Genomic DNA, 24,184 nt, shown 5'->3' with positions numbered 1-24,184 from the left:
CGGGAATATTTGAGGAAAGCGGAAGGCAGGGGCGTCAGTCGTCCTCGTCGTCGGCCGGAGATGGCTGGACGGTCCGCGTGGGCGCGAGCCATAGTACCCGGTCTCCGCTGCGCAGGCGGGGAGGCGCGGCCTTGTCGAGGAACGTGATCGTGCCGCCGTTCAGCACCGCGAGGACCGCCGCGCCGGGGTGATCCGCGTGCCAGCCGTCCCAATCGGGTTTCTCACCGGCTACGTCGGTCAAGATGAAGCCTTCGCCATTTGCGGCCCGCCGGGCCACCTCGGCATGGGTCAGGCCGCCGCCGAAGGCGCGCCCACCGAGCGTTGCCGGCAGTCCGCGCTGGCTGCCGTCCGGGTCGGCACGTCCGGGCTGAAAGACATTGTTGCGGCCGAACTCGGGCGCGAAGTCGGTGCAGACCAGCGCGTTGTAAGCGTCGTTGTCAGTGGCGGCAATCAGCGTGCCGTAGGCATTCATGTCGAGGTGGTGCTCTGCCGCCTCTGAGAGGATCTCGCCGTGGTAATAGGGCAGCTTGGCTGCCCGCGCCTGCATCAGGCGATGGAAGTTGCGGTCCGCGATCAGCACCGGAAGCTCCGCCTCCTGCAGGCGCTCGGCCAGCGCGACCGCCCAAGGGCTGCCTCCGACGAACAGCACGCCCGGCACGTCTGTCGAGACTAGGCCCAGCGCACGCGCCACGGGCCGGATCGAGAAGCCCGAAAGCACGACCGTCGCTGCGACCAGGGCGAAGGCGAGCGGTGGCAGGCGCGCCCCGTCCTCGAAACCCAGTTCGACGAGGCGGGTGCCGAACAACCCTGCAACGGCCACGGCCACGATGCCACGGGGCGCGATCCAGGCCGTGATCAGCTTCTCCTGCCAAGGCAAGCCCGTGCCGATCAGCGACAATGCGACGGCGAGCGGGCGTGCCAGAAGGACGATTGCAAGAATGAACAGAACCGCGCGCGAGTCGAGTTGGGAGATCTGCTCCACCTCGAGCGAGGCCGCCAGCAGAATGAACACGCCCGAGACCAGGATGACGGTGACATGCTCCTTGAAGCGGCGCAGCTCGTCGAACGAGGGAAGGTTGGCATTCGCCAGCACCACGCCCATGACGGTCACCGCAAGCAGCCCGCTTTCGTGCAGAACGCTGTCGGTCGACGCGTAGACGGCCAGCACCGCGCCGAAGAGCACCGGCACCTTCATGTACTCGGGCACCTGCCCGCGGCGGAAGGCCCAGGCGATGGCACGTCCACCGACAAGCCCTGCCAGCGCCGCGACGCCGATGCCCAGCGCGAAATGCTCGGCCGCCTTGGCCAACGTGCTGGCCCCGGCGAGCGCGGCTATGACCTCGAACGCCAGCACTGCGCAAAGCGCGCCGACAGGGTCGTTGACGATCGCCTCCCACCGCAGGATCTGCGCCGGGCGGGACTTCATCCGGGCCTGCCGCAGCAACGGGATGATGACGGTTGGGCCTGTGACCACGAGAATGCCGCCGAATACCGCCGAACTGGCCCAGTCGAGCCCCGCCGCATAGTGGCACGCCAGTGTCGAGAACAGCCAACCGAGCGGCGCGCCGAGCAAGACCATCCGGCGAACGACAGGACCAGTCGCCCGCAACTCGTGCAGGTTCAGTGTCAGCCCGCCCTCGAACAGGATGACGGCGACGGCCACGGCAACGATCGGGCTGAGCAGGTCTCCGAACGCGGCGGCGGGGTCCAGCAGGCCAGTGACCGGGCCCGCAACTAGGCCCGCGCCCAACATCAGTACGATCCCGGGCATTTGCAGACGCCACGCCAGCCACTGCGCGCCTATGCCGAGCACGCCGATGATAGCGAAGATGGTGACCGGATCCATGCCCTACCCCTTGTGATGCCGCTTGCCGGGCGCCTGCGCCAGCATCCTCAGCCGTGCCCGATCGCCAAGCCCCGTCCATCCCAGCACATGCCAGAGCGCGACGCGCCCGACGTTGAACGGAGTCGCCAGCGCCTCGCGCACGACATCTTTGCCGTTTGTGAAGGCGCCGGGGGTAGCATAGCCCGCAACGGGAATACCGGCCCAGGCGACGGACAGGCGCGAGCGCGCCATGTGGTAACCGTGGGTCACAAGGATGACATCCTGTCCCGGGATCAGTCTCTCGCTGAGGAGCGCGTTCTGAAGGGTCGAGTGCGCGCCATCCTCGACGATGATCGCATTTTCGGGCACGCCGAGGTTCCGGGCAACATCGGCCATCAGGTCGGCATGGGGACGGTATTCGGGCAATGCAGGCCCGCCGGTGAACAGGATTCTCGGCGCAAGGCCGCGCCGCCAGAGATCGACACCCGTCTCGACCCTTTCGACTGCCGCGCGCGCGAGCGTTCCGTCTTCTAGTGTCTGGGCCCCCAGCACCATGATCACGTCGGCCTTCTCTGGCAGCCGGCCCCGCGCCTGCCAGAGCGCGCTTACAGTGACAAACCCCAGAACAAGCACGAAGGTGCCGCCGCCGAGCAGAACCAGGCGCAGGATCATGCGTCGACCTCTTCGGCATCGCGCAGCGAGCGGCGCATGATCTTCCCGGTCGCGGTCATCGGCAGGTCTTCCACGAAGACCACCTCGCGCGGCGCGACATGGGGCGAGATGCGGGTGCGGACGCGGTCAATCAACGCGTCGGCAAGCCCGTCCGCGACCGCGCCACTGCGCAGGACCACGAAAGCCTTCACAGCTTCGGTCCGGATCGGGTCAGGGACGCCCACGGCGGCGGCCATGGCCACGTCCGGGTGTCCGGCCAGGCAGTCCTCGATCTCGGTCGGGCCGATGCGGTAGCCCGACGAGGTGATCACATCATCGGTGCGCGCCGCGAAGTGGACATACCCCTCGTCGTCCATCACCGCGACATCGCCCGTACGCATCCAATCGCCGGAGAATTTCTCTGCCGTCTTATCGGGCCGGCCCCAGTACTCGAGAAACATTGCGGGATCGGGACGGCGGATGGCGATCTCGCCCTGCTCGCCCGATGGCAGCACCTGCCCGGTCGCATCAAGAATCGCCACCTCGTGCCCCGGCACGGCGCGCCCCATCGAGCCAGGCTTGGGCGGCAGCACGCTGGCGGCGTTGGACAGAACCAGGTTGCATTCGGTCTGGCCGTAGAACTCGTTTATGTCGCGCCTGAATGTCGCCCGGCCCCAGTCCAGCATCTCGGCACCCAGCGCTTCGCCGCCCGAGGCGACCGAGCGCAGCGCGGGAGGCTTGGGTGGCGGCACCTGCCGCATCAGTTTCAGCGCTGTGGGCGGTAGGAAGACATTGCGAACCTCGAGCCGGTCCATCAGCCACCAGGCATGTTCCGGGTCGAACTTCGCCATTCGATGCGCCACCAGCGGCACGCCGAGGGTCAGCGCGGGCAGCATCACGTTCATCAGCCCGCCCATCCAGGCCCAGTCGGCTGGGGTCCAGAGCCTGTCGCCTTTCTGCGGCAGGAACTCGTGCGGAAGCTCCACGCCGGGCAGGTGGCCCAGCAGCACACGATGGCCATGGAGCGCACCCTTGGGCGGTCCGGTTGTGCCGGAGGTGTAGCAGATCAGCGCCGGATCATCGGGGCCGGTGTCGGCGGTCGGGCAGGCATCGGCGGCCCGGCCCAGTTCCTGCCAGAAGGCATGCACGCCGCCTTCTGTTCCGTCTATCGAGAAGACCTCGGCCAGGTCCGGCAGTTCGGGCCGGATCGCCTGCACCTTTTCGAGATTCGCCCGGTCCGTCACCAAGGCCTTGCAGCCGCTGTCGGACAGGCGGAAACGCAGGCCGTCCTCACCGAAAAGTGTGAACAGCGGAACGGCAATGGCACCCAGCTTGTAAACCGCCAGATGCGTGATGACCGTTTCGGGGGTCTGTGGCAGCAGAACAGCGACCCGGTCGCCCCGCGCGATACCGTGCCCGCGCAGCACATTGGCGAACCGGTTTGCGGCGCGTGACAGCTCGACATAGCTGTAGTGCCGCACCTCCCCATCGGGGCGTAGCAGCGTCAGCGCCCGGCGGTCAGGCTCGGCCCTGGCCCACGCCTCGCAGGCGAACTCGGCGATGTTCAGGCGTTCGGGACGCGGCCAGCGAAAGCGGGCGCGCATCTCGTCCCAGGGGGCAGGCCCCGCGATGGTGCGGTCGAGGATCATCAGGTCTCCCTTGCTGCGGCGCACCCTACCCCGCCGTTTGCAGCCGGTCTATCGCTTGCAGCGGGCCGGCACGGGGACTAGGTTTCGTGGGAGGGAGAAGATCATGTCCGACACACCGCCGCTCATCGACCCGTTCGCGCGCGCGATCACGTATCTGCGCGTCTCGGTCACCGACCGCTGCGATTTCCGCTGCGTCTACTGCATGTCCGAGAACATGACCTTCCTGCCCAAGGCCGAGTTGCTGACGCTGGAAGAACTCGACCGGCTGTGCTCGCGCTTCGTCAGTCTCGGCGTGCGGAAACTGCGCATCACCGGGGGCGAGCCGTTGGTGCGCAAGGGCATCATGACCTTCTTCGAGGGAATGTCGCGGCACCTGGCCTCGGGCGATCTGGACGAGCTGACCCTGACCACGAATGGCAGCCAGTTGCGCCGCTTCGCGCAGCCGCTGGCAGATTGCGGAGTGAAGCGCGTGAACGTCTCGCTCGACACGCTCGACGAGGACAAGTTTAGGGCCGTGACCCGCTGGGGCCGTTTCGCGCAGGTGATGGACGGGATCGACGCGGCGCAAGAGGCGGGAATTCGCGTCAAGATCAACGCGGTGGCACTCAAGGGCGTCAACGACGACGAGGCCTACCGTTTCGTCGAGTGGTGCGGCGAGCGCGGGTTCGACCTGACCTTCATCGAGGTCATGCCCATGGGCGAGGACATGGGCGACGGGTTGCGCCTTGACCAGTACTGGAGCCTCGATGACGTGCGGGCGCATCTGGCGAAGCAGTGGACGCTGACCGACATTCCCCTCTCGACCGGCGGTCCGGCCCGCTACGTCCGGGTCGAAGAGACCGGCCAGCGGATCGGTTTCATCACACCTCTCAGCCACAATTTCTGCGAGAGCTGCAACCGCGTCCGGCTGACTTGCACCGGGCAACTCTACATGTGCCTCGGCCAGGAGGACGACGCCGACCTGCGCCGCGTTCTGCGCGAGAATGACAACGACGCACCGGTCGATGCCGCGATCCGCGCCGCGATTGAGCGGAAGCCGAAGGGCCACGATTTCGATTATTCTCGGCAGAAGGTCGGCGGCACAATGACACGACACATGAGCCACACGGGCGGCTGATACGAAAAGACCCCGGCGTTGATGCCGGGGTCCCGTCGTTGCGGCCGATCAGTGGCGCGAGAGGAACTCGTCCACCTCGCGTTCGGCCTCGGCACGCTCCTTGCCGTAACGTTCCTGGATCACCCCGACAAGCTGATCGCGCTTGCCCTCGATCCGATCGAGATCGTCGTTGGTAAGTTCGCCCCAGGCTTCCTGCACGCGGCCTTTGATCTGCTTCCAGTTGCCTTCCAACTGATCGCTATTCATGTCCATTCCCCCTTGATCTGAGGACGGGCGGTCCATCCGCCGCGTCGAAGGAGAAACGCCTAGGGCCGCGGGCCGGTTCCGCGCCGGCCCCGGATGCGCGGATCCAGCGCATCTCGCAGGCCATCGCCGATGTAGTTGACGCTCAGAACCGTCAGCGTGATCGCGAGCCCGGGCCAGATCACCCGTTGCGGCGTCACCGTCATGAACTGCACTCCGTCATTCAAAAGCCGCCCCCAGGTCGGGAAATCCGACGGGAAACCGAGGCCCAGGAAGGACAGTGCGCTTTCCAGAAGGATCGCGTTCGCGACCCCCAGGGTCGCCGATACCATGATCGGGGACAGCACGTTCGGCAGGATGTGCCGGGTGATGATCCGCCGCGGCCGCGTGCCGATGGAGCGCGCGGCGAGGATGAATTCCTGCTCGCGCAGGGCCAGCACCTCGCCCCGAACGATACGCGCGGTCTGCATCCAGCTGGTGATTCCGATGACGAAGACGATCAGCAGGAAGACGCCCGCTTCGGGGCCAAAGAGCGCCCGCAACGTCTCGCGATAGAGCATGATTATGACCAGCAGCAGGGGTAGAAGCGGCAGCGCGAGGAACAGGTCCGTCAACCGCATCAGCGGTCCATCGAGCCAGCGTACATAGCCCGCCAGAACTCCGATCAATGCGCCGAGCGCAAGGCTCAAAAGCATCGCGGCCAGCCCCACCGCAAGCGAGACCCGTCCGCCCTGCAGGACCTGGGCCAGCGTATCGCGGCCAAGGTTGTCTGTGCCCAACGGGTGCTTCCAGGACATGCCCTGGTTCTTGTCGAGGTAGTCCAGGAATTGCGGATCCACCGTATGCACCAGCGGGCCGAACATCACGCAAACGACGATGACGGCCAGCACAAGCAACCCGGCGACCGCTCCGCGATGGGAGAGGAACTGCGCCCAGACATCCGCTCTGGCAGAGACGCTACGTCGCGGCGACGCATTGGGTTCTGCCGCACCCTCAGTCATAGCGGATCCGCGGGTCGAGCATGCCGTAGATCAGGTCGGCCGCCAGGTTGAACAGCACAATCATCACGGCAAACATGAAGGTCAGCGTCTGCACCAGCGGGATGTCGGCAGCCTGGATTCCGCCGATCAACAGCTGCCCGAGGCCGTTGATGCGAAAGATCTGCTCGGTGATTACTGCGCCGCCCAACGCCTGCGGAAAGCCGAGCGCGATTACCGTGACCACCGGGATCAACGAGTTGCGCAGGACGTGGATCACGACCACGCCGCGCTCCCGCAGGCCCTTGGCACGTGCGGTGCGGACATAGTCCTGCCCGAGATTGTCCAGCATCGAGGCCCGAAGATACCGGCTGATCTGCGCGGCGTTGTAGAGCGTCAGGACCGTCACGGGCATCAGCATCTGCCGGACCTGGAACCAGAAACTGTTCCAGTCCGTGACCTTGTGGCTGGTGTCGTAGACCGAGGGCAACCATTGAAGGTGCACCGAGAAGATCACGATCAGCACCAGACCCGAGAAGAAGGTCGGCACCGAGAAGCCGACCATGGAGACGAAAGTGCCGAGTTGGTCGAACCAGCTGTATTGCCGGTAGGCCGAAATGATCCCGATCGGCAGCGCAATCAACACACCCAAGACATACGACATGCCGATCACCCAAAGGGTTTGCGGCGTGCGTTCGGCGATCAGGTCCACGACAGGCGAGCGGGTTTGCCAGCTCAGGACCCGTATCCGGTCGTCCGTGTCGCCGATTGTCAGACCGGTCCACGTCTCGATAAGGTTTAGCGGCTCATACCAGAAGAACTGAATGCACCAGCGGAAGTACCGGACAGGCATCGGCTGATCCAAACCCAAAGATTCGCGGATTTGCGCACGGACCTCTGGCGGGATGGTGAATGGCAGCTGGCCGGTAGGATCGTTCGGCGCGGTGTCGAGAACCGCGAAGATGATGAAGCTTATCAGCAGGAGTGTCGGGATCGCGAACAGCAGCCGACGGATAGAATAGGTCAACATCGGCTGGCCGCGTCGGGCGCGCTCCTGTCAAAATTCACCCCCCGCCGAGCACACGGCGAGGGGCTGCATGAGTCAGGGCAGTCCGGCGTCACTTTGCGCGGGTCCAGTCCTCGACGTTCCACAATTCGCTGTCCCAGGAGTTCATGCGCACTCCTTCCAGCGAAACGGCATGCGCCGAGACGTCGCCTCGGTGGACCAGCGGGATAAATGCGCCTTCGCCGATCAGCAGGTCGTTCATTTGCTTGGCGAGATCGGCACGTTCCTCCAGCGAGGCGGTTTGCCCCATCTGAGCGACCAGCGCATCGTAATCGTCATTGCAGAAGCGCGGATTGTTGGAGCCGATCCACTGGTTCTTCGGCGACGGGACTTCCGCGCAGAGCCAGTTCGCCATGTACTTCTCGGGGTCGGTACCGTCGAACGTATTGGTGTACATTTCGATGTCGGCATAGAATTTCTGGATCGTGTCCGGACTGGCCGGGTCGTTCCCGAAAAAGATCGACGCGTCGATATTGCGCAACTCGGTTTCGACCCCGATCGCCTGCCACATCTGCTTGATGAGCGCCTGTGTGCCCTGCCGCACAGAGTTGGTCGACGTCTGGTAGAGAAGCGACAGGCGCATTCCGTCCTTCTCCCGCACGCCGTCCGAGCCGAGCACCCAGCCCGCCTCGTCCAGCAGGCGGTTGGCCTCCTCGACATTCGGGGTCATGCACCAGTCGTTCGCGCTCGAGACCATCATGTCCGGCGCCGGCAGGATGTTGCAGGTCACCTTCCCCGCGCTGCCGTAGCCCGCGTCGACCAGGATCTGCCGGTCGATGGCGAGGCTGAGAGCCCGCACCACATTCGGATCGGTCAGGAAGGGGTGCGGATGCGCCACGGTGGAGCGCTCTTCGCCGAGATCCAGATTCGGGTCAGTCTGGTTCACCAGCAACCGCTCGACGGCCGGGCCGAACGAGGACACCACGACCCCGTTGCCCGCAGCCTCCATACCGGCAAGGATTTCGGGCTCGACCTGGAGGTTCCAACCATAGTCGAATTCGCCGGTCTCGAGCACTGCCCGCGCCGCGCTGGCCGCGTCACCGCCCCCCTTTAGAAGCGCTGTCGCGAAGGCAGGCTTGTCCGCATCACGGTAGTTCGGGTTGGCCTCGAGCATCACCGAGTCGTTGGCACGGAACTCTGTCACGCGGAACGGACCGGTCCCGATCGGGTTGAAATTCGCCTCGGTGCATTCTGGTGCCCGCGCGCCCGTGCACTCGGCGAACTGTGCCTTCTGAATAACCGGCGACATCGCACCGACCAGCGGGCCGTAGGGAAACGGTTTGGCGACCGAGAAGGTGATCTTCACAGTGTGCGGGTCGATCACCTCGAGGGTCTCGACGTCCGTAAACTTCGCAGCAGAATTGCAGCCCCCGTCGGGATGCATGCAGTATTCGGCCGAGAATTTCACGTCCTCGGCGGTGAGTGGCGTGCCGTCCGACCATAGGATGTCATCCCGCAGCGTCCACGTGATCGACGTCAGATCTTCCGACACGCCGCCGTTCTCGACCGTTGGGATCTCGGTCACGAGGACCGGCACCATGTTGCCGGCCTCGTCATAATTCGCCAATGGATCGAGGATCATCGACGACGCCTCGAGATCCTTGGTCCCGCCCGAGAGGTAGGGGTTCAGAATCGACGGGGCCTGCCAGTACAGCAGGTTGAGTTGACCGTCACTGCCCCGCTCGGCCGAGGCCGAAGTGGCGGCGAGGCCCAGCGCCGCAGCGCTACCCAGTAAAATCTTGAGTCCCATCGATGGCTCCATCTTGCACTCGTTTGGGGGTAAGAGGTCGATACGCGACCGTGACAATAGTCACCATGCTACGCGACGTCGTGCAGATGACAAGCGGTTGCATGCATCTCGCCGCGCAGGGTGAGTTCCGGGCGGTCCCGCGCGCATATGTCCATGGCGACCGGGCAGCGTGTACGAAACGGGCAGCCCTTCGGCGGTGCCTCTGCACTGGGCACGTCACCGGACAGTATGATCCGCGCCCGGCTGCGCTCGTGTACCGGGTCCGGACGCGGCACCGCTGATAGAAGTGCACGGGTGTACGGGTGCTGAGGGTTCTCGTAGAGGGCGTCACGCGGGCCGATCTCGACAATTCGGCCCAGATACATGACCGCGACACGATCGGCTATGTGCCGAACCACCGCCAGGTCGTGGCTGATGAAGAGATAAGTCAGGCCGAAACGTTCCTGCAGGTCTTCGAGCAGGTTCACCACCTGCGCCTGGATCGAGACGTCGAGCGCTGCGATGGGCTCGTCGCAGACCACGAAACAGGGGTTCAGCGCCAAGGCGCGGGCGATCCCGATGCGCTGGCGCTGACCGCCCGAAAACTCATGCGGATAGCGGCGCATCAGCGTCGGGTCGAGACCCACCGCCTGCATCAGCTCCGCCACCCTGTCCTGCCGTTCGACGGCGCGCATCCGGCTGTGCTCGCGCAGAGGTTCCGCGATGATCTCGCCAACCTTCAGCCGGGGGTTGAGACTGGCCATCGGGTCCTGGAAGATCATCTGCATTCGGGGCCGCATGGACCTCAGGGCCTCGCCCTCAAGTGTCGAGATATCGGTACCAGCGACTTCTATCCGGCCCGAGGTGGGGCGGTGGATGCGCAGAAGAAGGCGGCCGACGGTCGTCTTGCCGCAGCCGCTTTCGCCGACCAGTGCGACTGTTTCCCCCGCCCTGATCTGCAGATCGAGGCCGTCCACCGCACGCACAGTCCCCGTCTGGCGGCGCAGCAGCCCGCTGCGTACCGGGAAGTGCTTGCTGAGCCCTTCGGCTTGGACCAGCAGTGATCCGGCGGGCTCAGACAAGAACCGTCTCCGCTTGCAGCGGCACCCGGTGACAGGCGGCCTCGTGGCCCGGAGAGGTCGCGCGCAGCCCCGGCAAAGGGCCGTCGCACGCCTCGAACGCCTGCGCGCAGCGCGGCCGAAATGGACAGCCGGCGGGCGGGGCATGGAGCACGGGCGGTTGTCCTGGTATCGCCGAGAGCCTTGCAGAACGCGGCCCGTCGGTCCGGGGCAGCGCATCGATCAGGGCGCGGGTATAGGGATGCACGGGGCGCGCGAACAGTTCTGTCACCGGCGCATGCTCGACGATCTGACCGGCGTACATGACGAGCACCCGATCCGCGATACCGGCGATTACGCCCAGATCGTGCGCGATCCAGACCATCGCCATCCCGAGCTTCTGCTGGAGACCACGCAATAGTTCAAGGATCTGTGCCTGAATGGTGACGTCGAGCGCAGTCGTCGGCTCATCTGCGATCAGCAGACGAGGCTCGCAGGCCAGCGCCATGGCGATCATGACCCGCTGCCGCTGGCCGCCAGAGAGCTCATGTGGGAACTGGTCGAGCCGGCGCTTCGTGTCTGGCAGACCGACGAGCGATAGCAGTTCGGCTGCACGGGCGCGGGCCGCGCGGCGCGACAGGCCCAGATGCAGGCGCATGGGTTCCGCGATCTGATAGCCGATGCTCAGAACGGGGTTCAGCGAAGTCATCGGGTCCTGAAACACAAACCCGATCTCGCCACCACGCAGCGCCCGCATGCCTTCGCTGCCCCGCGCAGACAAGTCCGCACCATCGAAAAGCACCCGCTTCGAGAAGGCCTCGGCCGGCGGGCTGGGGAGCAACCCGAGGATCGACATCATCGCCGCCGACTTGCCCGAGCCACTTTCGCCCACGATGCCGAGCACCTCGCCGGGCCGGACCGTGAAGGAAATGCCGTTGACCGCATGCACGGCGCCCTGCCGCATGTGGAACACAACGCGCAAATCCTCGACGTCCAGGATCGGCGCGAAGCCATCCGGCATGTCCTGCTCCTTTTCGAAGGCGCGACAACGATACCGGCGCCTCGCCCGGACTATGCACCAACCCCTTGAATTTGCAAGGAGCGATCCCGCCCGGATGCACGACATCAGCTCACGAGCGTTACCCTTTCGTCAATCGACGAAATCCGCTTCAGGTCCTCGCGGAGCAACTGCTGAAACGCCTTCTCTTGGGCGTCACTCCACATGCGGTAGGTCCAGTTCCCCTGCCCTTTCGGGAACTTGCGGACGATAGACCGGCGCGCGGCGAGCATGGCCTCGATACCGTCGCGCGCTCCGATCTCCAACAAGGCCTCGGTGGCGTCGTGACTGAGGCTCGGCCGACGGCTGGCGTCGGTGGTGTCGAATTCGAGGGGTCGTTCAAGTCCGGCGATCAGGTTCAGGAACCGGGTCGGATCCTTCTTGAAGTCGAGGAAGTTCCAGACCGTCAGCCGGGCCGTCGGAAAGGTTTTCAGCGCAGAGATTATCAGGGGCACCCAACTTGGGCGCCCCGCTTCCCAGCCGTCGCAAAACTCGTCCGGACCAATGAACCGGGGCAACCGCACGTTCAACGCCTCGCCATAGAGAGAACGTGCGAATTGCCCGTGGTGCCGGATCGCCAGGAATATCTCGACCTCGTGCCCGGTGAGCAGCGGGGCAAGAATCGCCAGGCGCCGTTCGGCAGACGGGTAGAGCTTCCGTGTCCGAACCAGCTCGTTCGGGTTTCCGATCAGGTTCTCGTCCGAAAGGATCAGCCGATCCAGTCCGGAGGCCGCTTCTATCATAGTGCCCAGAGCGGCAGCGCCTTCGGCATGTTTCGCGGCGCGTTGCTCCGGCGCGCGTTTCTGATGAAGACCGACCTTGCGGGTCACCTCGCTGCGGAACTCCAGGCGCGGGACATAGGCGACACCTCGTTCCTCCAGCATCGGCCGGGCCGCATCCAGCGCATCCTGAATGAACGTCGAGCCCGTCTTATGCGCCCCCAGGTGCAATGCGATCTTCATACCGTGATCCTGATCCGCCCGTCTTGTATCCGCTCCTATTCCGGATCCGGCGCGGTGACCAGATGCACCCGCGGCCCGAGAGCAGCGATCCTCAGCAAGTCCTCGGCGTAATCCTGCCGCAGCGCGTTAGCCCGGTTTTGGTCCCAGAGCGTAAATGCGGGCCAGTCATCGCTGCGTGGAAAGCGGCCGCGGATTTCCGCCTCGGCGGCGCGGGCGGCGTCGACTCCCCGGCTGTCGCGGATCTTTAGCAGTTCCTCAATCGCCCGGCCCGAGAGGCTCTCGCGGCGGAAGCGGGCGCGCCTCGTAACAGGCGCATCCGGCGGCAGGCCCGCCAACGCGTTGACTGCCGCCGCCGGGTCGGAAACCAGTCTATCGAAATCCCAGACCGTAATCGTCGCCTGCGGCAGTGCCGTGGCCAACGCCTCGACAACAGGCGTCCATCGCGGGCGGTTCTGCCACCAGCGTTCGGCGATGCTCTCGGGTGTCTGGCGCCGGGCAGAGCCTATCCGCACCGCCTCTGCAGTCAGCGAGGACGAGAACCGGTCCTGCGGCCTGATGCCGAGGAAAAGCGCCACCGGGCCCGCGCCAAGCAGCCTTGCGAACGCCCTCATCCGCCGCTCGGCTGAGGGATAGAGCATCCCCGTACGCAAAACCTCGGTGATGCCGCCGATCAGGTTCTCGTCCGAGATCACCAGCCGCGCCGCGCCGCGCCCCTCGCCAGCCAGCCATCGCCGCGCGCCGACAGCCGCAAGCGACCGCATTGGCCTGACCGCGTTGCGGTCGAGCAATGGGCGGGTGATGCGGGCCCGAACCTCGGCCCGGTCGACCAGACGCACGCTTACCTCGGCATGCGCTACGGCGTTCGCCTGCATCAACTGATGCAGCCAGGTCGATCCGGTCTTCTGCGCGCCCAGGTGCACCGCCACGATGGGCGGTGCCTCAGTTGCCATAGGCGACCGAAGGAAGCCATGTCACCAGCCAGGGCACCTTGAACACGATCGCGAGTCCGATCAGCTGCAAGATGACGAACGGGATGATGCCTCGGTAGATATGCGACAGACTCACCTGTGGCGGGCAGACGCCCTTGAGGTAGAATAGCGCAAACCCCACCGGCGGTGTCAGGAACGAGGTCTGCAGCGTCACGGCAACGAGGATCGCGAACCAGACAATCGACGGGTTCCGCACCACGCCGAAGCCGTCGATTTCAAGTCCAAGGCCCAGAATGATCGGCAGCATCAGCGGCATGACGATCAGCGTGATCTCGATCCAGTCCAGCAGGAAGCCCAGCAGAAAGATGATGAACAGGATGAAGATGACGACCATGTAGGGCTCGGTGAAGGCCGAGGTGACCAGCGCCTCGACGATCTCGTCCCCGCCGTAGCGCCGCAGGATGAAGGCAAAGAAGTTCGCCGCCAGGAAGATGCCGACGATGTAACCGCAGGTGTTGAGCGTCGAGCGCGACACCTCCTTCAGCACCGTGTAGCTGAGCTTGCCGTTGAGCGCCGCGAGCAGCGTCGCGCCCATCGCGCCAAGCCCCGAAGCCTCGGTCGGCGTGGCAAGGCCCACGAAGATCGAGCCCAGCACCAGCAGGATCAGGAACATCGGCGGGACGACCGACAGCAGCACCTCGCGAACCACGGGCCAGCCAACATGCTCGTGCTTCTCGGGCAGCGGCATGGCCTGCGGGTTCAGCAGGCCGTAGATCACGATGAAGACTATATAGAGCGCCCCCAACAGCAGACCGGGGAACAGCGCCCCCATGAACAGATCGCCCAGGCTGATCGCCAGCTGGTCCGACATGATCACCAGCATGATCGATGGCGGGATCAGGATACCCAGCGTCCCGGCGCTGGCAATCGTGCCGGTTGCGATCGACTTGTGATAGTTCTGCTGCAACATCTGCGGCAGCGCCATCACGCCCAGCAGCGTCACCGAGGCCCCGATCACGCCGGTCGAAGCGGCGAGGATGATCCCGATCAGCAGCACGGTGAGCGCAAGACCGCCGCGCAGCGCGCCGAACAGCCGCTGCATAGAGTGCATCATCCGCTGCGCCACGCCGGACTGGTCCAGCATCAGGCCCATGAAGATGAACATCGGCAGCGCCACGAGCACCGGGTTCTTGATGATCGAGCCGAACAGCCGCCCGCCGAGCGTTCCGAGCCGGCGGTAGTCGATGCCGGTCCGGTCGAATTCGATGATATCACGGAAGGCTTGCCGGTTCGGATCCAGCAGCACCTCGGCCACCAGAGTGAAGATCAGCGCGACGCCGACCAGCGCGAAAGCGACCGGCACACCGCGGAACAGGAGCACGATGAAGGTGAGGAACATCGCCGCGACGGCAAGCTCGTTGAGGGTCAGGTACTGGCCCAGAAATTCCAGGATCTGCATGGATCAGGCGTCCTCGGCGGGTTTGCGGCGCAGCACCCAGGCCAGCGCGATCAGCAGGACGGTGGCGATGGCCGATGCCAGTACCGTGTGTTCGAACACCGGCTCATTGGTGATCTGGCGCGGGTTCAGATCCTCGGGACCGGTCAGGAAGACCCACCAGTAGAGCGCGTAGAAAATTACCAGGTTCAGAAGGAACATGGTCGAGGGGAACGCGAAGAGGAACTGCTTCCACAGCGCCGGGTAGGTCAGCTTGCCGAGGAAACGCACGTATGCCGCCCAGATCGCTACGGCGACGAAGATGAACGCCAGATTGGTGAACGTCTTCAGCAGGTAGAGGTGGTGCAGCCCGTTGGGACTATCGGACCCTTCGCGCGCCTGGATCGAGGCAAACGCGTAGTGCAGCGTCAGATCCCAGGACAAGATGATGAAGGGCAGGAACAGCCAGACGAGGCCGAAAATCTCGATCCGCAACTGCCGTTTCGTGCTGTAATTGGCGAAGAAGATGTCCACCCGCACATGGCTGTTGGTGGTGACGGCATAGCCGATGCCGATCATCATCGCGGCGCCATAAAGCCACCATTGCAGATCGTCGAGCCAAGCCTGGTTCATGCCCGCCTGCCGCAGGATAACCTGGGCGACAATGGCAATGATCAGGATCGGGAAGATCCAGGCAAAGATGTTTGCGACGTAGACGACGGCGCGGTCGGCGGCATTGTGCTCGTTCCGCCCGACCTTTCCCGGATCGGAGATCGAGATCAGCTCTTCTGGTTTTTCCATACAGCGCGTTCCGTGAAAAACGGGACGCCCCGGCCGGCAGGCCGACCGGGGCTCATTTTCGGGTTCAGGTCCTTACCGCGGGCGCGGCAGGTAGATGTTGTTGAACCAGGTGGCGTAGCCTTCGCGGAACTCGTTCAGGTCGGCATAGACCTCGGCGAAGTACGGGTCTTCGGCGGCCAGTTCTTCGGCGACCTCGTTCCATGCGGCCTCGAAGGCGGCCAGTTCTTCCTCGTTCCACTGCTTGATGGTCACGCCGTGCTGCTCGACGTTCTCGACCATGGCTGGGAAGTTCTTGGCCTCGCCCTCGGCGAAGTTGTCGGCCAGGTTAGCCATGCAGGCAACCTCGATCTGCTTCTGCGCACGCTCGTCCAGGCTCTCCCAGCGATCCTTGTTGATCAGCAGCTCGAACATCGTCGCAGGCTGGTGCCAGCCAGGGAAGTAGTTGTACTTCGCAATGTTGTAAAAGCCGAGGTTCGCATCCACGATCGGCATCGAGAATTCGGTCGCGTCGATCGCGCCACGCTCGAGCGCCGGGAAGATGTCTCCGCCCGCCAGCAGCGAGGTCGACACGCCCAGTTTCTGCATCACCTCGGCGCCGAGGCCGAAGAAGCGCATGTTCAGGCCCTTGAGATCCTCGAGCGAGGTGATCTCTTCCTTGAACCAGCCCGACGTTTCGGGCGCATACATGCCGCAGAGTAGCACCTTCACGTTGTACCCGTTGTCGTCATAGAGACGCTGGAACATGGTCATGCCGTCGTCGTAGAGCATCCATGCCAGCATCTCGCCCGGCTCCGGCCCGAACGGCACGGCGGCGAAGAGGCCCGCGGCAGGCATCTTGCCCTGCCAGTAGCCCGAGGTCGAATACGCGGCGTCGACCGAGCCGTTGGACACGGCGTCAAGCATCTCCAGCGCGGGGACCAGCTCGCCCGGGTTGAAGTGCTCGAACTCCACGCCTTCCGAGATGCCGTTGATCTTGTCGACGAACGCCACGCTCGCGGTGCCGAGGATCGGCAGGTTGGCCGAGTAGCCCGAGGTCATCTCGAACAGCTCCTGCGCCTGCGCCGGAAGAGCCAGTGCGCCGGCCAGAGCTGTGCTCGCCAGGATCTTCTTGTACATCCGTTTTCCTTCCCTGTTGGTTCGACAACTTCATGTGTCGACCGCACCGTAACCACAGCTTGCCGGATAGCCAAATGGCAATACGGGCGACGCAGGGGCAAATTTTACCGGAGCCGGCATTTCGCCCATTTTTGGATACAGTGAGCGCTTTAATCATCGATAATCTCTAAAAAATAAACAAACATCCCACCACAACATTCTAATATTGCTAACAATCCTCGATAGACGACGGAAAACATCGGGGAAGATTCGGAGGCTCGACCACCTGCGACACGTCCGCAGGTGCAATTTCCGGGTTCATGCCCTATCTAGGGGTTTTGACGAACCGCCGTGACACGCATGCATATTGCCATCTTCTTCGCAGCCCTTGCCGGCTCGCTGATCGTCGCCGTCTCGGATCGGCAGCTGCGTCCCGTGGCGCTGATCTTCTCGGCGATCATGGCCGCGCTGCTGGTATACGTGACGTGGGACCAGCTGTTCAGGTCCACTCCCGATGCGCCGCAGATGGCGGTGGACGACCTTTTGCTGAGTGATCTACGGATCGAGCAGGATCCGCGCCTACTCCGCGTCTCGGGGCGGGTCGAGAACGGTTCCGAGGAATTCCGACTGCGCGAATTCACGATACTCGCGACGCTCAACGACTGCCCCTCGGCCGACAGCGCGCTGGCGGAGTGCGCGGTGATCGCACAGGACGACGGCATCGCGCGGGTGGATGTCCCGCCGGGTCAGGCCCGCAGTTTCCACGCCGTGTTCAGCTTTCGCGACGTCCCGGTTCCACAAGGCGAAACGATCTGGGACTACGAGATCGTGACGCTGCGCGCGGTGCCCGAAAACCCGCGCACCTCGGTTGGCGCGGTCAGCCGCTAGGCGGGCAGATCAACCTGACATCGACCAAGGCTGCATCGCCGTCAGCTCCGTTCTTGCGCGCCCGGCAGCCGGTCGCCTGTTCGGCGGCGACGGTCGCGGCGGCCAGCACCTCGCCCCGATCTGGCACTGGCACGAAGTTGGTGCGGATCACCTGTGCCTCATCAGTCCCCGCATAGACGCTGAAGACATACCCGCCGACCCGCATTACCTGGGGCTCCACCCCTTGGTACTGCATCGCGGGAGAGGCACAGCCCGCCAGCACCATCACAAAGACTGCCACAACACGCATCGCATCCTCCATCGCTACCGAAACAAGCTCCGCGATCAGAGTTAATAGGCGGTTAGCGCCCCTTCCCCGCGGGCGCGAAGGCGGGTACATCCCCGTTATGACCGATTTCTCCGCCACCCGCGCCCTGTTCGATCTGCCCGAGGAGGTGATCTACCTCGACGGCAACTCCCTTGGCCCCCTGCCCCGTCACGCTACCGAGCGCGTGGCGAGGATGATGGCCGACGAATGGGGGCAGCAACTTATCCGCGGCTGGAACAGTGCCGAATGGTTCACTCTGCCGGAGCGGTTGGGCGATCGGATCGCTACTTTGATTGGCGCACAGCAAGGCAGCGTCACCGTGGGCGACACGCTGTCCATCAAGGTCTACCAGGCGCTCGCCTCGGCGCTCGACATGGTGCCGGAGCGCAAGGTGATCCTCTCGGACAGCGGCAACTTCCCGTCGGATCTCTACATGGCCGAGGGACTGATCCGCAGCCTGGGGCGTGGCCACGAGTTGCGGGTGGTTGCGCCGGAGGAGGTCGAGGAAGCAATCACCGACGAGATAGCGGTGTTGATGCTGACGCAGGTGGACTACCGCACCGGACGGCTGCACGACATGAAGGCGCTGACCGCGAAGGCCCATGCGGTTGGGGTGGTCACGGTCTGGGACCTTGCGCATTCCGCTGGCGCGCTGCCAGTCGACCTCGCGAGGTGCGATACGGATTTCGCGGTGGGCTGCACCTACAAGTACCTCAACGGCGGCCCCGGCGCACCGGCCTTCATCCACGTCGCGCCCCGGCTGGCCGATCGCGCCCGCCCTGCCCTGTCGGGCTGGATGGGCCATGCCGCACCTTTCGCTTTCGAACAAAACTACCGTCCTGCCGAAGGGCGCAGCCGGATGCGGGTCGGCACGCCCCCGGTGATCGCCTTGACAGCGCTCGATGCGGCGCTCGACGTCTGGGAGGGCGTGTCCATGGCCGACATCCGTCGTGCCAGCCAGGAACTGGGGGATTTGCTGATCGCCGAAGTCGAAGCCCATTGCCCCGAACTGACCTTGGCTTCGCCCCGCGATGCAAATGCACGCGGCAGCCAGGTCTCTTTTGCGCACCCGCAGGGTTATGCGGTGATGCAAGCCTTGATCGCGCGCGGGGTGATCGGCGATTTTCGTGCGCCGAACCTGCTGCGCTTCGGGCTGACGCCACTCTACCTGGGCGCGGATGACGTGCGGCAAGCTGTGGCAATCCTGGCCGAGATCCTCGAAACCCGTGGCTGGGATCGCCCCGAATTCCACGCCCGCGCGGCAGTGACCTGATCCCCAGCGCGGCGCCCTGCCCAAGCGTGGGCCTCCGGCGGAGATATTTGCCGGAAAGTGGAAGCCAGCGAGGCACGCCGAAGGCTTGGAACTGCGGCGAGCGCGGGCTACCTTCGCGGCGAGATCACACCCGCAAGGAGTTCCCATGCACTGCGTATTCGTCCAGCTACGCTGCAAGCCCGGTCGTACCTATGACGTCGCCGACGCGCTCTATGACAAGGAGATCGCGTCGGAACTCTACTCCACATCCGGCGAGTATGACCTGCTGATGAAGCTCTATATCGAGGACGGCGTGGACATCGGCAAATACGTCAATGACAACGTTCTGACGATCCCGGATATCGACCGCTCGTTGACCACGCTGACGTTCAAGGCGTTCTGAGCCATGTCCCTACCCGCGCTGATCCCCGGAGAAAGCGCCCTGCTGCTCGATTTCGACGGCACTCTGGTCGAGATCGCGCCGCGCCCCGACGCGATCACCGTGCCGCCACACTTGCCCGCACTTCTTGACCGGTTGCACGACCGGCTGGAAGGCGCGGTGGCGCTGGTCTCGGGACGTTCGGTCGAGGATATTCGGCGGTATCTGCCGGAGTTCCCGGGCACGATCGTCGGCAGCCACGGCGCCGAGCGGGCAGCCCGCGGAGAAACGCCCGAGGTCGCCGTCGGCACCGAAGGCCTCGAGGAATTGCGCGCGGCGGTCGCGGACTACGCTGTGACACGTCCCGATCTACTGGTCGAATCCAAGACCCACAGCGTCGTCCTGCATTTTCGCCAGGCCCCGGAACTCGGCCCCGAGGTCGCGCGTTTCATGGGCGAGCTTGCCGACCGGTATACCGACTTCGCATTGCAGGAAGCCAAGATGGCCTGGGAACTTCGGCCAGGATCCGCCGACAAGGGCGTCGCCGTCCGCGACCTGATGGACGCAGATCCTTTCCAGGGAAAGTTTCCCGTGTATGCTGGCGATGACACCACCGACGAGGCCGCGATGTGCGTTGCGGCAGAGTTCGGCGGCTGTGGCATCAAGATCGGCGAGGGATCAAGCGTGGCCGCGCACCGGCTGCGGGATCCGGCGGCGTTCCTGAAGTGGCTGGGACGCGCCGTGTAATCATTGACGACTTTGGGGGCGAAGTCATGTCGAGACTGGTCTGCATTTCGAACCGTCTGCCTTTGGGGCCGAACCCCTCCGGCGGGCTGGTGGTTGCGCTGGACTCCGCGCTCAAGGACACCGGGGGGCTCTGGATCGGCTACAGGGGCGAAACCTCGGAGACGCCATCCGACAGCCTGACGGATCTGCCGGGCGCCCCCTTCGACAGGGCGGCGTTCGATCTGACCCAGGCCGAGTACGACGGCTACTACTGCGGCTATGCGAATTCCGAGCTGTGGCCGATCTTCCACGGGCGCGCGGACCTGTGCGACATCCGCCCCGGTCACCTGGAAACCTATCGCGCCGTGAACGCTCGCATCGCCCGGCAGGTCGCAGCCCGTCTGCGCCGGGACGACCGGATCTGGGTGCAGGATTTCCACCTGCTGCCGCTTGCGCAGGAGTTGCGCAAACTGGGCGTCGAGAACGCCATTGGCCTGTTCCTGCACATCCCTTTCCCGGACGTCCATAACCTGTCGGCCCTCTCGAACGCCGCCGAAGTGATCGACTGGCTGTCGCATTTCGACCTGTTCGGCATGCAGGCGGACCGCGACGTGCTCAGTTTCCTGGATTGCGCCTGGCAGTTGGGCGACCTAGAGGATTTCGGCAAAGGGCGGCTGAAGTTGAACGGCCGGCCAATGCGGGTCGCCAGCTGCCCCATCGGGATCGACGCCGAGGATTTCGCCCGCGCCGCGCGCAATGCCGCCCCCGAGGACCAGCTGCGGTCCCTGACCGGGGCCGCGCTGATGATCGGCGTGGACCGGCTGGACTACTCGAAAGGCATCCCGCACCGTTTCCGCGCCTTCCAGATGCTGTTGGAGCATCACGAGGAGTTGCACGAGAAGATCTCGTTCCTGCAGATCGCCCCGCCTACGCGCGAGGACATCGCCGCCTACCAAGACCTGCGCGAGGAAACCGAGCACCTGGCCGGGCGCATCAACGGACAGTTCGCCACGATCAACTGGACGCCGATCCGCTACATCCACCGCCCCCTGCCCCGCGACACGCTGGCCGGCCTGTACCGGCAGGCGTCGATCGGGTTGGTCACGCCGCTCGCGGACGGCATGAACCTGGTCGCCAAGGAATATGTCGCCGCCCAGGACCCCGAGGATCCGGGGGTGCTGATCCTCTCGCGCTTCGCCGGCGCGGCCGAGCAGATGGGCGAGGCGCTTATCATCAACCCGCACAACGCGTGGGAGGTGGCGCAGGCGATGGCTCAGGCGCTTCACATGCCGCTCGAGGAACGCAAGCGTCGGTGGGAGCGGCTGATGTCTGTGGTCGAGACGCAGGACGTGCGCTGGTGGTCGAAACGCTTTCTTTCGGCGCTGGAGCGGCAGACGATTTTCGCCTGATCAGGACTCGGGCAGCATCGCCTGCAGGGTTGCCAACCGGTCGGCCTCGCCCGGAGGTTTGTCCCACCGCAAGCGATGGACGCGCGGAAAACGCATCGCGACGCCCGACTTGTGGCGGGTAGAACGGTTGAGCCCCTCGAACGCCACTTCCAGCACCAGGCCGAAGCCCGCCTCGGCGCGAACCGAGCGAACCGGGCCAAAACGTTCAGTCGTGTTGTCGCGGACGAACTTGTCGATACGCTTCAGCTCCTCGTCGGTGAAGCCGAAATAGGCCTTCCCGACGGGGACCAGCATCTCTTCCTCGGTCCAGACGCCGAAGGTGTAGTCGGAATAAAAGCTCGACCGCTTGCCGTGGCCGCGCTGGGCGTACATCAACACCGCATCGATCAGGAACGGGTCGCGCTTCCACTTGAACCAGGGGCCTTTCGGGCGACCAGGGACATAAACGCTGTCGAGCCGCTTCAGCATCAGCCCTTCGATGACCGGATGCGGTGGCTCGGCGCGCAGGCTGGCCAGCGCCTCCCAGTCGTCGAACGGGACCAGTGGTGAGACGTCGAAACGCTCGCGGTTGAGGTCTTTCATGAAGGACTCCAGCCGCGCGCGGCGCTCTGCGAAGGGCAACGGGCGCAGGTTCTCCTCCCCCGCCTGCAGCAGGTCATAGGCCCGGATGAAGGCCGGGTGCTTCGCCATCAACGCCTTGCCGACGGTTTTCCGATTGAGTCGCTGTTGCAGATCTCCGAAAGAGGCGGTTCCGCCATCGGCGCTCCGCACCAGCAGTTCGCCGTCGAGCGTGCCATCGAAGTCGAGATGCGCCAGCACATCCGGGAACGCGCCCGAAATGTCGTCTCCGGTGCGGGAATAAAGCCGACGCTCGCCGCCCTCACCGGTCGCCTGCACGCGGATGCCGTCCCATTTCCATTCGGCGGCAAACTCGGCGGGATCAAGCGTGCCGAGGTCACCTCCCTCGAGCGGGGTCGCCAGCATAACCGGCCGGAAGGGCGCAAGCGCCGCCTGCACCGGCTTGTCGGCGCGACCCTCGAGCCAGGCGAACAGCTCCGTATAGGGCGGTTTCAGCCCGTGCCAAAGTTCTTCGATCTCGGTGACGTCGACCTGTCCGAACTCGGCCAGCGCCTGTTTCGCCAGCCGCGCGCTGACGCCGACGCGCAGCCCACCGGTCGCCAGTTTCAGCAACGCATAGCGCATCGGCGTATCGAGGCTGTCGAACAGGTCCCGCACCACCGAAGGCGCCCCCTGACGCCCGGCAGCGTTCAGACGGTCCACGGTTTCGGAGAGACCGGGATCGGTCAAAGTGCCCTGCGGCTCCCAGATCAGGGCGATGGTTTCGGCCAGGTCGCCGACATAGTCGTAGCTGAGCGCGAACAGTTCCTCGTCCAGTCGCTCGGCGACCAGCGCGCGCAGCATGGCGGGTTTCACGCCGCGGATATCCAGATCACCGGTCAGTGCGGCGAGGGCGACACCCCGATCCGGGTCCGGCACGGCAGCGAAATGATCGCGCAGCAGGCGCAGCTTGCCCAAGCGCTGCGGGGTGAAGGCCAGCCGTTCGAGCAGATCGGCAAAGCGCCTCATTCCGCGGCCTCGTCTTCATAGCCCACCAGGTGCAGCGGCCGCGCGCGGCGCTGCTGGAGCGCGCACCAGCGGACCAGCGCCTCCTCGCGGCCGTGGGTGACCCAGACCTCCTCGGGGTCGAGCTCGGTGATCGTCCGCGTCAGCTCGGGCCAGTCGCAATGATCCGAGATCACCAGCGGTAGTTCCACCCCCCGCTGTCTTGCGCGGGCGCGGACCTGCATCCAGCCGCTGGCGAAGCAGATCAGCGGATCGGGGAAGCGCTGCGCCCATTTCGCCGCGAAAGCCGAGGGCGGGGCGAGCACGATCTTTCCTGCAAAACGCGCTTTGTCGCCGCCCGCCTCGGTTGCCGGCTCCAGCGGGCCGAGGTCCACGCCCTCGGACTGGTAGTAGTCGCAGAGTTTCTTGAGCGCGCCGTGGATGAAAAGCGTGTCCTCGTAGCCTGCCGCCCGGATCAGCCTGATCACCCGCTGCGCCTTGCCCAGCGCATAGACGCCGACCATGTGCGCGCGCTCGGGAAACTGTTCGAGCGATTTGAGCAGCCTGGCCATTTCCTGCATCGGGTCCGGGTGGCGGAAGACCGGCAGACCGAACGTCGCCTCGGTGATGAAGACGGTGCACCGCACCGGCTCGAACGGCTCGGATGCCGGATCCACCCCGCGCTTGTAGTCCCCTGCCGCGACGATCGAGAGCCCCTTGCGCTCCACCCGGATCTGCGCCGAGCCCAGCACGTGCCCCGCCGGGTGAAAGGAAACGGTGACGCCGTTCACGTCCACCGGATCGCGGGTCCCCTCCTGCGTGGTACCGGCGAACTCCGCCCCGTAGCGCAGCGCCATGATGTCTAGCGTCCGGCGCGTCGCCATCACCGAGCCGTGCCCCGACCGCGCATGATCCGCATGGCCGTGCGTGATCAGCGCGCGCGGGACCGGGCGCACAGGGTCGATGTAGAAATCGCCGGACGGGCAATAGAGCCCCTCGGGGCGCGGGTGCAGCAGATCATCGGGCGTCATGCCCAGAATATAGGCGCTGCGGCGCGCCTGTCGCG

Annotated in this window: 23 protein-coding genes; 6 read left to right on the top strand and 17 right to left on the bottom strand. The window is 65.0% G+C overall.

The genetic code is table 11. The annotated features are described in order from the left end of the window. Positions 1 to 34: 34 nt before the first annotated feature. Genes ACW9UR_RS22590 through ACW9UR_RS22580 form a run of 3 tightly spaced genes read right to left on the bottom strand, consistent with a single transcriptional unit; the run spans position 35 to position 4,125 of the window. Positions 35 to 1,846 (bottom strand): cation:proton antiporter, encoded by a 1,812-nt coding sequence (locus ACW9UR_RS22590; RefSeq protein ID WP_458919344.1) that lies wholly within the window; start codon positions 1,844 to 1,846, stop codon positions 35 to 37. Positions 1,847 to 1,849: 3 nt separating this feature from the next. Next, positions 1,850 to 2,497: a YdcF family protein gene (locus tag ACW9UR_RS22585; RefSeq protein ID WP_458919342.1), complete on the bottom strand. Its 648-nt coding sequence runs from the start codon at positions 2,495 to 2,497 to the stop codon at positions 1,850 to 1,852. Further along, positions 2,494 to 4,125 (bottom strand): AMP-binding protein, encoded by a 1,632-nt coding sequence (locus ACW9UR_RS22580; RefSeq protein WP_458919341.1) that lies wholly within the window; start codon positions 4,123 to 4,125, stop codon positions 2,494 to 2,496. Before ACW9UR_RS22580 ends, ACW9UR_RS22585 begins: the two co-directional genes overlap by 4 nt. 103 nt (positions 4,126 to 4,228) lie before the next feature. Here ACW9UR_RS22580 and moaA point away from each other — a divergent pair, with 103 nt between their 5' ends. Then, positions 4,229 to 5,242, top strand: coding sequence for a GTP 3',8-cyclase MoaA (gene moaA / locus ACW9UR_RS22575; RefSeq protein WP_458919340.1), 1,014 nt, complete (start codon positions 4,229 to 4,231; stop codon positions 5,240 to 5,242). A gap of 48 nt (positions 5,243 to 5,290) precedes the next feature. Here the strand turns inward: moaA and ACW9UR_RS22570 are convergent, their stop codons facing one another. The 11 genes from ACW9UR_RS22570 to ACW9UR_RS22520 all read right to left on the bottom strand — a co-directional run bounded on the left by ACW9UR_RS22570 (position 5,291) and on the right by ACW9UR_RS22520 (position 16,615). Then, positions 5,291 to 5,488, bottom strand: a complete 198-nt coding sequence (locus tag ACW9UR_RS22570) for a CsbD family protein (RefSeq protein WP_458919338.1) — start codon at positions 5,486 to 5,488, stop codon at positions 5,291 to 5,293. 59 nt (positions 5,489 to 5,547) lie between these two features. Beyond that, a complete protein-coding gene (locus ACW9UR_RS22565; RefSeq protein WP_458919337.1) occupies positions 5,548 to 6,486 on the bottom strand; it encodes an ABC transporter permease in 939 nt (312 codons plus the stop codon). Further along, positions 6,479 to 7,492 (bottom strand): ABC transporter permease, encoded by a 1,014-nt coding sequence (locus tag ACW9UR_RS22560; protein WP_458919336.1) that lies wholly within the window; start codon positions 7,490 to 7,492, stop codon positions 6,479 to 6,481. The genes ACW9UR_RS22565 and ACW9UR_RS22560 overlap by 8 nt, the downstream gene beginning before the upstream one ends. 88 nt (positions 7,493 to 7,580) lie before the next feature. Beyond that, on the bottom strand, positions 7,581 to 9,278 hold the full coding sequence (locus ACW9UR_RS22555; RefSeq protein WP_458919335.1) for a peptide ABC transporter substrate-binding protein: 1,698 nt from the start codon (positions 9,276 to 9,278) through the stop codon (positions 7,581 to 7,583). Positions 9,279 to 9,346: 68 nt separating this feature from the next. Continuing rightward, positions 9,347 to 10,339 carry an ABC transporter ATP-binding protein gene (locus ACW9UR_RS22550; RefSeq protein ID WP_458919334.1) on the bottom strand — a complete coding sequence of 331 codons (993 nt, stop codon included), beginning with the start codon at positions 10,337 to 10,339 and terminating at the stop codon, positions 9,347 to 9,349. Then, on the bottom strand, positions 10,332 to 11,336 hold the full coding sequence (locus ACW9UR_RS22545) for an ABC transporter ATP-binding protein (RefSeq protein WP_458919333.1): 1,005 nt from the start codon (positions 11,334 to 11,336) through the stop codon (positions 10,332 to 10,334). Before ACW9UR_RS22545 ends, ACW9UR_RS22550 begins: the two co-directional genes overlap by 8 nt. 104 nt (positions 11,337 to 11,440) lie before the next feature. Then, a complete protein-coding gene (locus ACW9UR_RS22540) occupies positions 11,441 to 12,334 on the bottom strand; it encodes a hypothetical protein (RefSeq protein WP_458919332.1) in 894 nt (297 codons plus the stop codon). A 35-nt stretch (positions 12,335 to 12,369) separates the two neighbouring features. Beyond that, positions 12,370 to 13,284 (bottom strand): hypothetical protein, encoded by a 915-nt coding sequence (locus ACW9UR_RS22535; RefSeq protein ID WP_458919331.1) that lies wholly within the window; start codon positions 13,282 to 13,284, stop codon positions 12,370 to 12,372. Further along, on the bottom strand, positions 13,274 to 14,722 hold the full coding sequence (locus tag ACW9UR_RS22530) for a TRAP transporter large permease (protein ID WP_458919330.1): 1,449 nt from the start codon (positions 14,720 to 14,722) through the stop codon (positions 13,274 to 13,276). Before ACW9UR_RS22530 ends, ACW9UR_RS22535 begins: the two co-directional genes overlap by 11 nt. Before the next feature lie 3 nt (positions 14,723 to 14,725). Then, positions 14,726 to 15,499, bottom strand: coding sequence for a TRAP transporter small permease subunit (locus tag ACW9UR_RS22525; RefSeq protein WP_458919329.1), 774 nt, complete (start codon positions 15,497 to 15,499; stop codon positions 14,726 to 14,728). Positions 15,500 to 15,571: 72 nt separating this feature from the next. Next, positions 15,572 to 16,615, bottom strand: a complete 1,044-nt coding sequence (locus ACW9UR_RS22520; RefSeq protein WP_458919328.1) for a TRAP transporter substrate-binding protein — start codon at positions 16,613 to 16,615, stop codon at positions 15,572 to 15,574. 330 nt (positions 16,616 to 16,945) lie between these two features. On the opposite strand from ACW9UR_RS22520, the gene ACW9UR_RS22515 reads away from it, so the two are divergent. Next, the gene (locus ACW9UR_RS22515; RefSeq protein ID WP_458919327.1) at positions 16,946 to 17,482 is read left to right on the top strand and encodes a hypothetical protein; all 537 of its coding nucleotides are present in this window, start codon (positions 16,946 to 16,948) and stop codon (positions 17,480 to 17,482) included. On the opposite strand, the gene ACW9UR_RS22510 is transcribed toward ACW9UR_RS22515, so the two are convergent. Then, positions 17,472 to 17,771 carry a hypothetical protein gene (locus ACW9UR_RS22510; protein WP_458919326.1) on the bottom strand — a complete coding sequence of 100 codons (300 nt, stop codon included), beginning with the start codon at positions 17,769 to 17,771 and terminating at the stop codon, positions 17,472 to 17,474. The two genes, ACW9UR_RS22515 and ACW9UR_RS22510, sit on opposite strands and share 11 nt — an antisense overlap. Positions 17,772 to 17,868: 97 nt before the next feature. On the opposite strand from ACW9UR_RS22510, the gene kynU reads away from it, so the two are divergent. From kynU to ACW9UR_RS22490, 4 genes are all read left to right on the top strand, one after another. Beyond that, positions 17,869 to 19,062, top strand: coding sequence for a kynureninase (gene kynU / locus ACW9UR_RS22505; protein ID WP_458919325.1), 1,194 nt, complete (start codon positions 17,869 to 17,871; stop codon positions 19,060 to 19,062). Positions 19,063 to 19,207: 145 nt separating this feature from the next. Beyond that, entirely contained in the window at positions 19,208 to 19,444 is a 237-nt protein-coding gene (locus ACW9UR_RS22500) for an Lrp/AsnC ligand binding domain-containing protein (RefSeq protein ID WP_458919324.1), read from the top strand. 3 nt (positions 19,445 to 19,447) lie between these two features. Then, entirely contained in the window at positions 19,448 to 20,167 is a 720-nt protein-coding gene (gene otsB, locus ACW9UR_RS22495; RefSeq protein WP_458919323.1) for a trehalose-phosphatase, read from the top strand. A gap of 26 nt (positions 20,168 to 20,193) precedes the next feature. Further along, a complete protein-coding gene (locus tag ACW9UR_RS22490) occupies positions 20,194 to 21,555 on the top strand; it encodes an alpha,alpha-trehalose-phosphate synthase (UDP-forming) (RefSeq protein WP_458919322.1) in 1,362 nt (453 codons plus the stop codon). On the opposite strand, the gene ACW9UR_RS22485 is transcribed toward ACW9UR_RS22490, so the two are convergent. Both ACW9UR_RS22485 and ACW9UR_RS22480 read right to left on the bottom strand, forming a co-directional pair. Further along, on the bottom strand, positions 21,556 to 23,142 hold the full coding sequence (locus tag ACW9UR_RS22485; RefSeq protein ID WP_458919321.1) for a cisplatin damage response ATP-dependent DNA ligase: 1,587 nt from the start codon (positions 23,140 to 23,142) through the stop codon (positions 21,556 to 21,558). Further along, positions 23,139 to 24,149 (bottom strand): ligase-associated DNA damage response exonuclease, encoded by a 1,011-nt coding sequence (locus ACW9UR_RS22480; RefSeq protein WP_458919320.1) that lies wholly within the window; start codon positions 24,147 to 24,149, stop codon positions 23,139 to 23,141. The genes ACW9UR_RS22485 and ACW9UR_RS22480 overlap by 4 nt, the downstream gene beginning before the upstream one ends. Between the last annotated feature and the right edge of the window lie 35 nt (positions 24,150 to 24,184).

It is taken from the genome of Halovulum sp. GXIMD14794, from assembly GCF_054457455.1.
Note: the sequence above shows the minus strand (reverse complement) of the source record. Positions and strands in the feature narration are given on the sequence as shown.

Coding starts and splice junctions, on each gene's coding strand:
- ACW9UR_RS22590 (WP_458919344.1), bottom strand. CDS start 1,846: ATGGATCCGGTCACCATCTTCGCTATCATCGGCGTGCTCGGCATAGGC.
- ACW9UR_RS22585 (WP_458919342.1), bottom strand. CDS start 2,497: ATGATCCTGCGCCTGGTTCTGCTCGGCGGCGGCACCTTCGTGCTTGTT.
- ACW9UR_RS22580 (WP_458919341.1), bottom strand. CDS start 4,125: ATGATCCTCGACCGCACCATCGCGGGGCCTGCCCCCTGGGACGAGATG.
- moaA (WP_458919340.1), top strand. CDS start 4,229: ATGTCCGACACACCGCCGCTCATCGACCCGTTCGCGCGCGCGATCACG.
- ACW9UR_RS22570 (WP_458919338.1), bottom strand. CDS start 5,488: ATGAATAGCGATCAGTTGGAAGGCAACTGGAAGCAGATCAAAGGCCGC.
- ACW9UR_RS22565 (WP_458919337.1), bottom strand. CDS start 6,486: ATGACTGAGGGTGCGGCAGAACCCAATGCGTCGCCGCGACGTAGCGTC.
- ACW9UR_RS22560 (WP_458919336.1), bottom strand. CDS start 7,492: ATGTTGACCTATTCTATCCGTCGGCTGCTGTTCGCGATCCCGACACTC.
- ACW9UR_RS22555 (WP_458919335.1), bottom strand. CDS start 9,278: ATGGGACTCAAGATTTTACTGGGTAGCGCTGCGGCGCTGGGCCTCGCC.
- ACW9UR_RS22545 (WP_458919333.1), bottom strand. CDS start 11,336: ATGCCGGATGGCTTCGCGCCGATCCTGGACGTCGAGGATTTGCGCGTT.
- ACW9UR_RS22540 (WP_458919332.1), bottom strand. CDS start 12,334: ATGAAGATCGCATTGCACCTGGGGGCGCATAAGACGGGCTCGACGTTC.
- ACW9UR_RS22535 (WP_458919331.1), bottom strand. CDS start 13,284: ATGGCAACTGAGGCACCGCCCATCGTGGCGGTGCACCTGGGCGCGCAG.
- ACW9UR_RS22530 (WP_458919330.1), bottom strand. CDS start 14,722: ATGCAGATCCTGGAATTTCTGGGCCAGTACCTGACCCTCAACGAGCTT.
- ACW9UR_RS22525 (WP_458919329.1), bottom strand. CDS start 15,499: ATGGAAAAACCAGAAGAGCTGATCTCGATCTCCGATCCGGGAAAGGTC.
- ACW9UR_RS22520 (WP_458919328.1), bottom strand. CDS start 16,615: ATGTACAAGAAGATCCTGGCGAGCACAGCTCTGGCCGGCGCACTGGCT.
- ACW9UR_RS22510 (WP_458919326.1), bottom strand. CDS start 17,771: ATGCGTGTTGTGGCAGTCTTTGTGATGGTGCTGGCGGGCTGTGCCTCT.
- kynU (WP_458919325.1), top strand. CDS start 17,869: ATGACCGATTTCTCCGCCACCCGCGCCCTGTTCGATCTGCCCGAGGAG.
- ACW9UR_RS22500 (WP_458919324.1), top strand. CDS start 19,208: ATGCACTGCGTATTCGTCCAGCTACGCTGCAAGCCCGGTCGTACCTAT.
- otsB (WP_458919323.1), top strand. CDS start 19,448: ATGTCCCTACCCGCGCTGATCCCCGGAGAAAGCGCCCTGCTGCTCGAT.
- ACW9UR_RS22490 (WP_458919322.1), top strand. CDS start 20,194: ATGTCGAGACTGGTCTGCATTTCGAACCGTCTGCCTTTGGGGCCGAAC.
- ACW9UR_RS22485 (WP_458919321.1), bottom strand. CDS start 23,142: ATGAGGCGCTTTGCCGATCTGCTCGAACGGCTGGCCTTCACCCCGCAG.
- ACW9UR_RS22480 (WP_458919320.1), bottom strand. CDS start 24,149: ATGACGCCCGATGATCTGCTGCACCCGCGCCCCGAGGGGCTCTATTGC.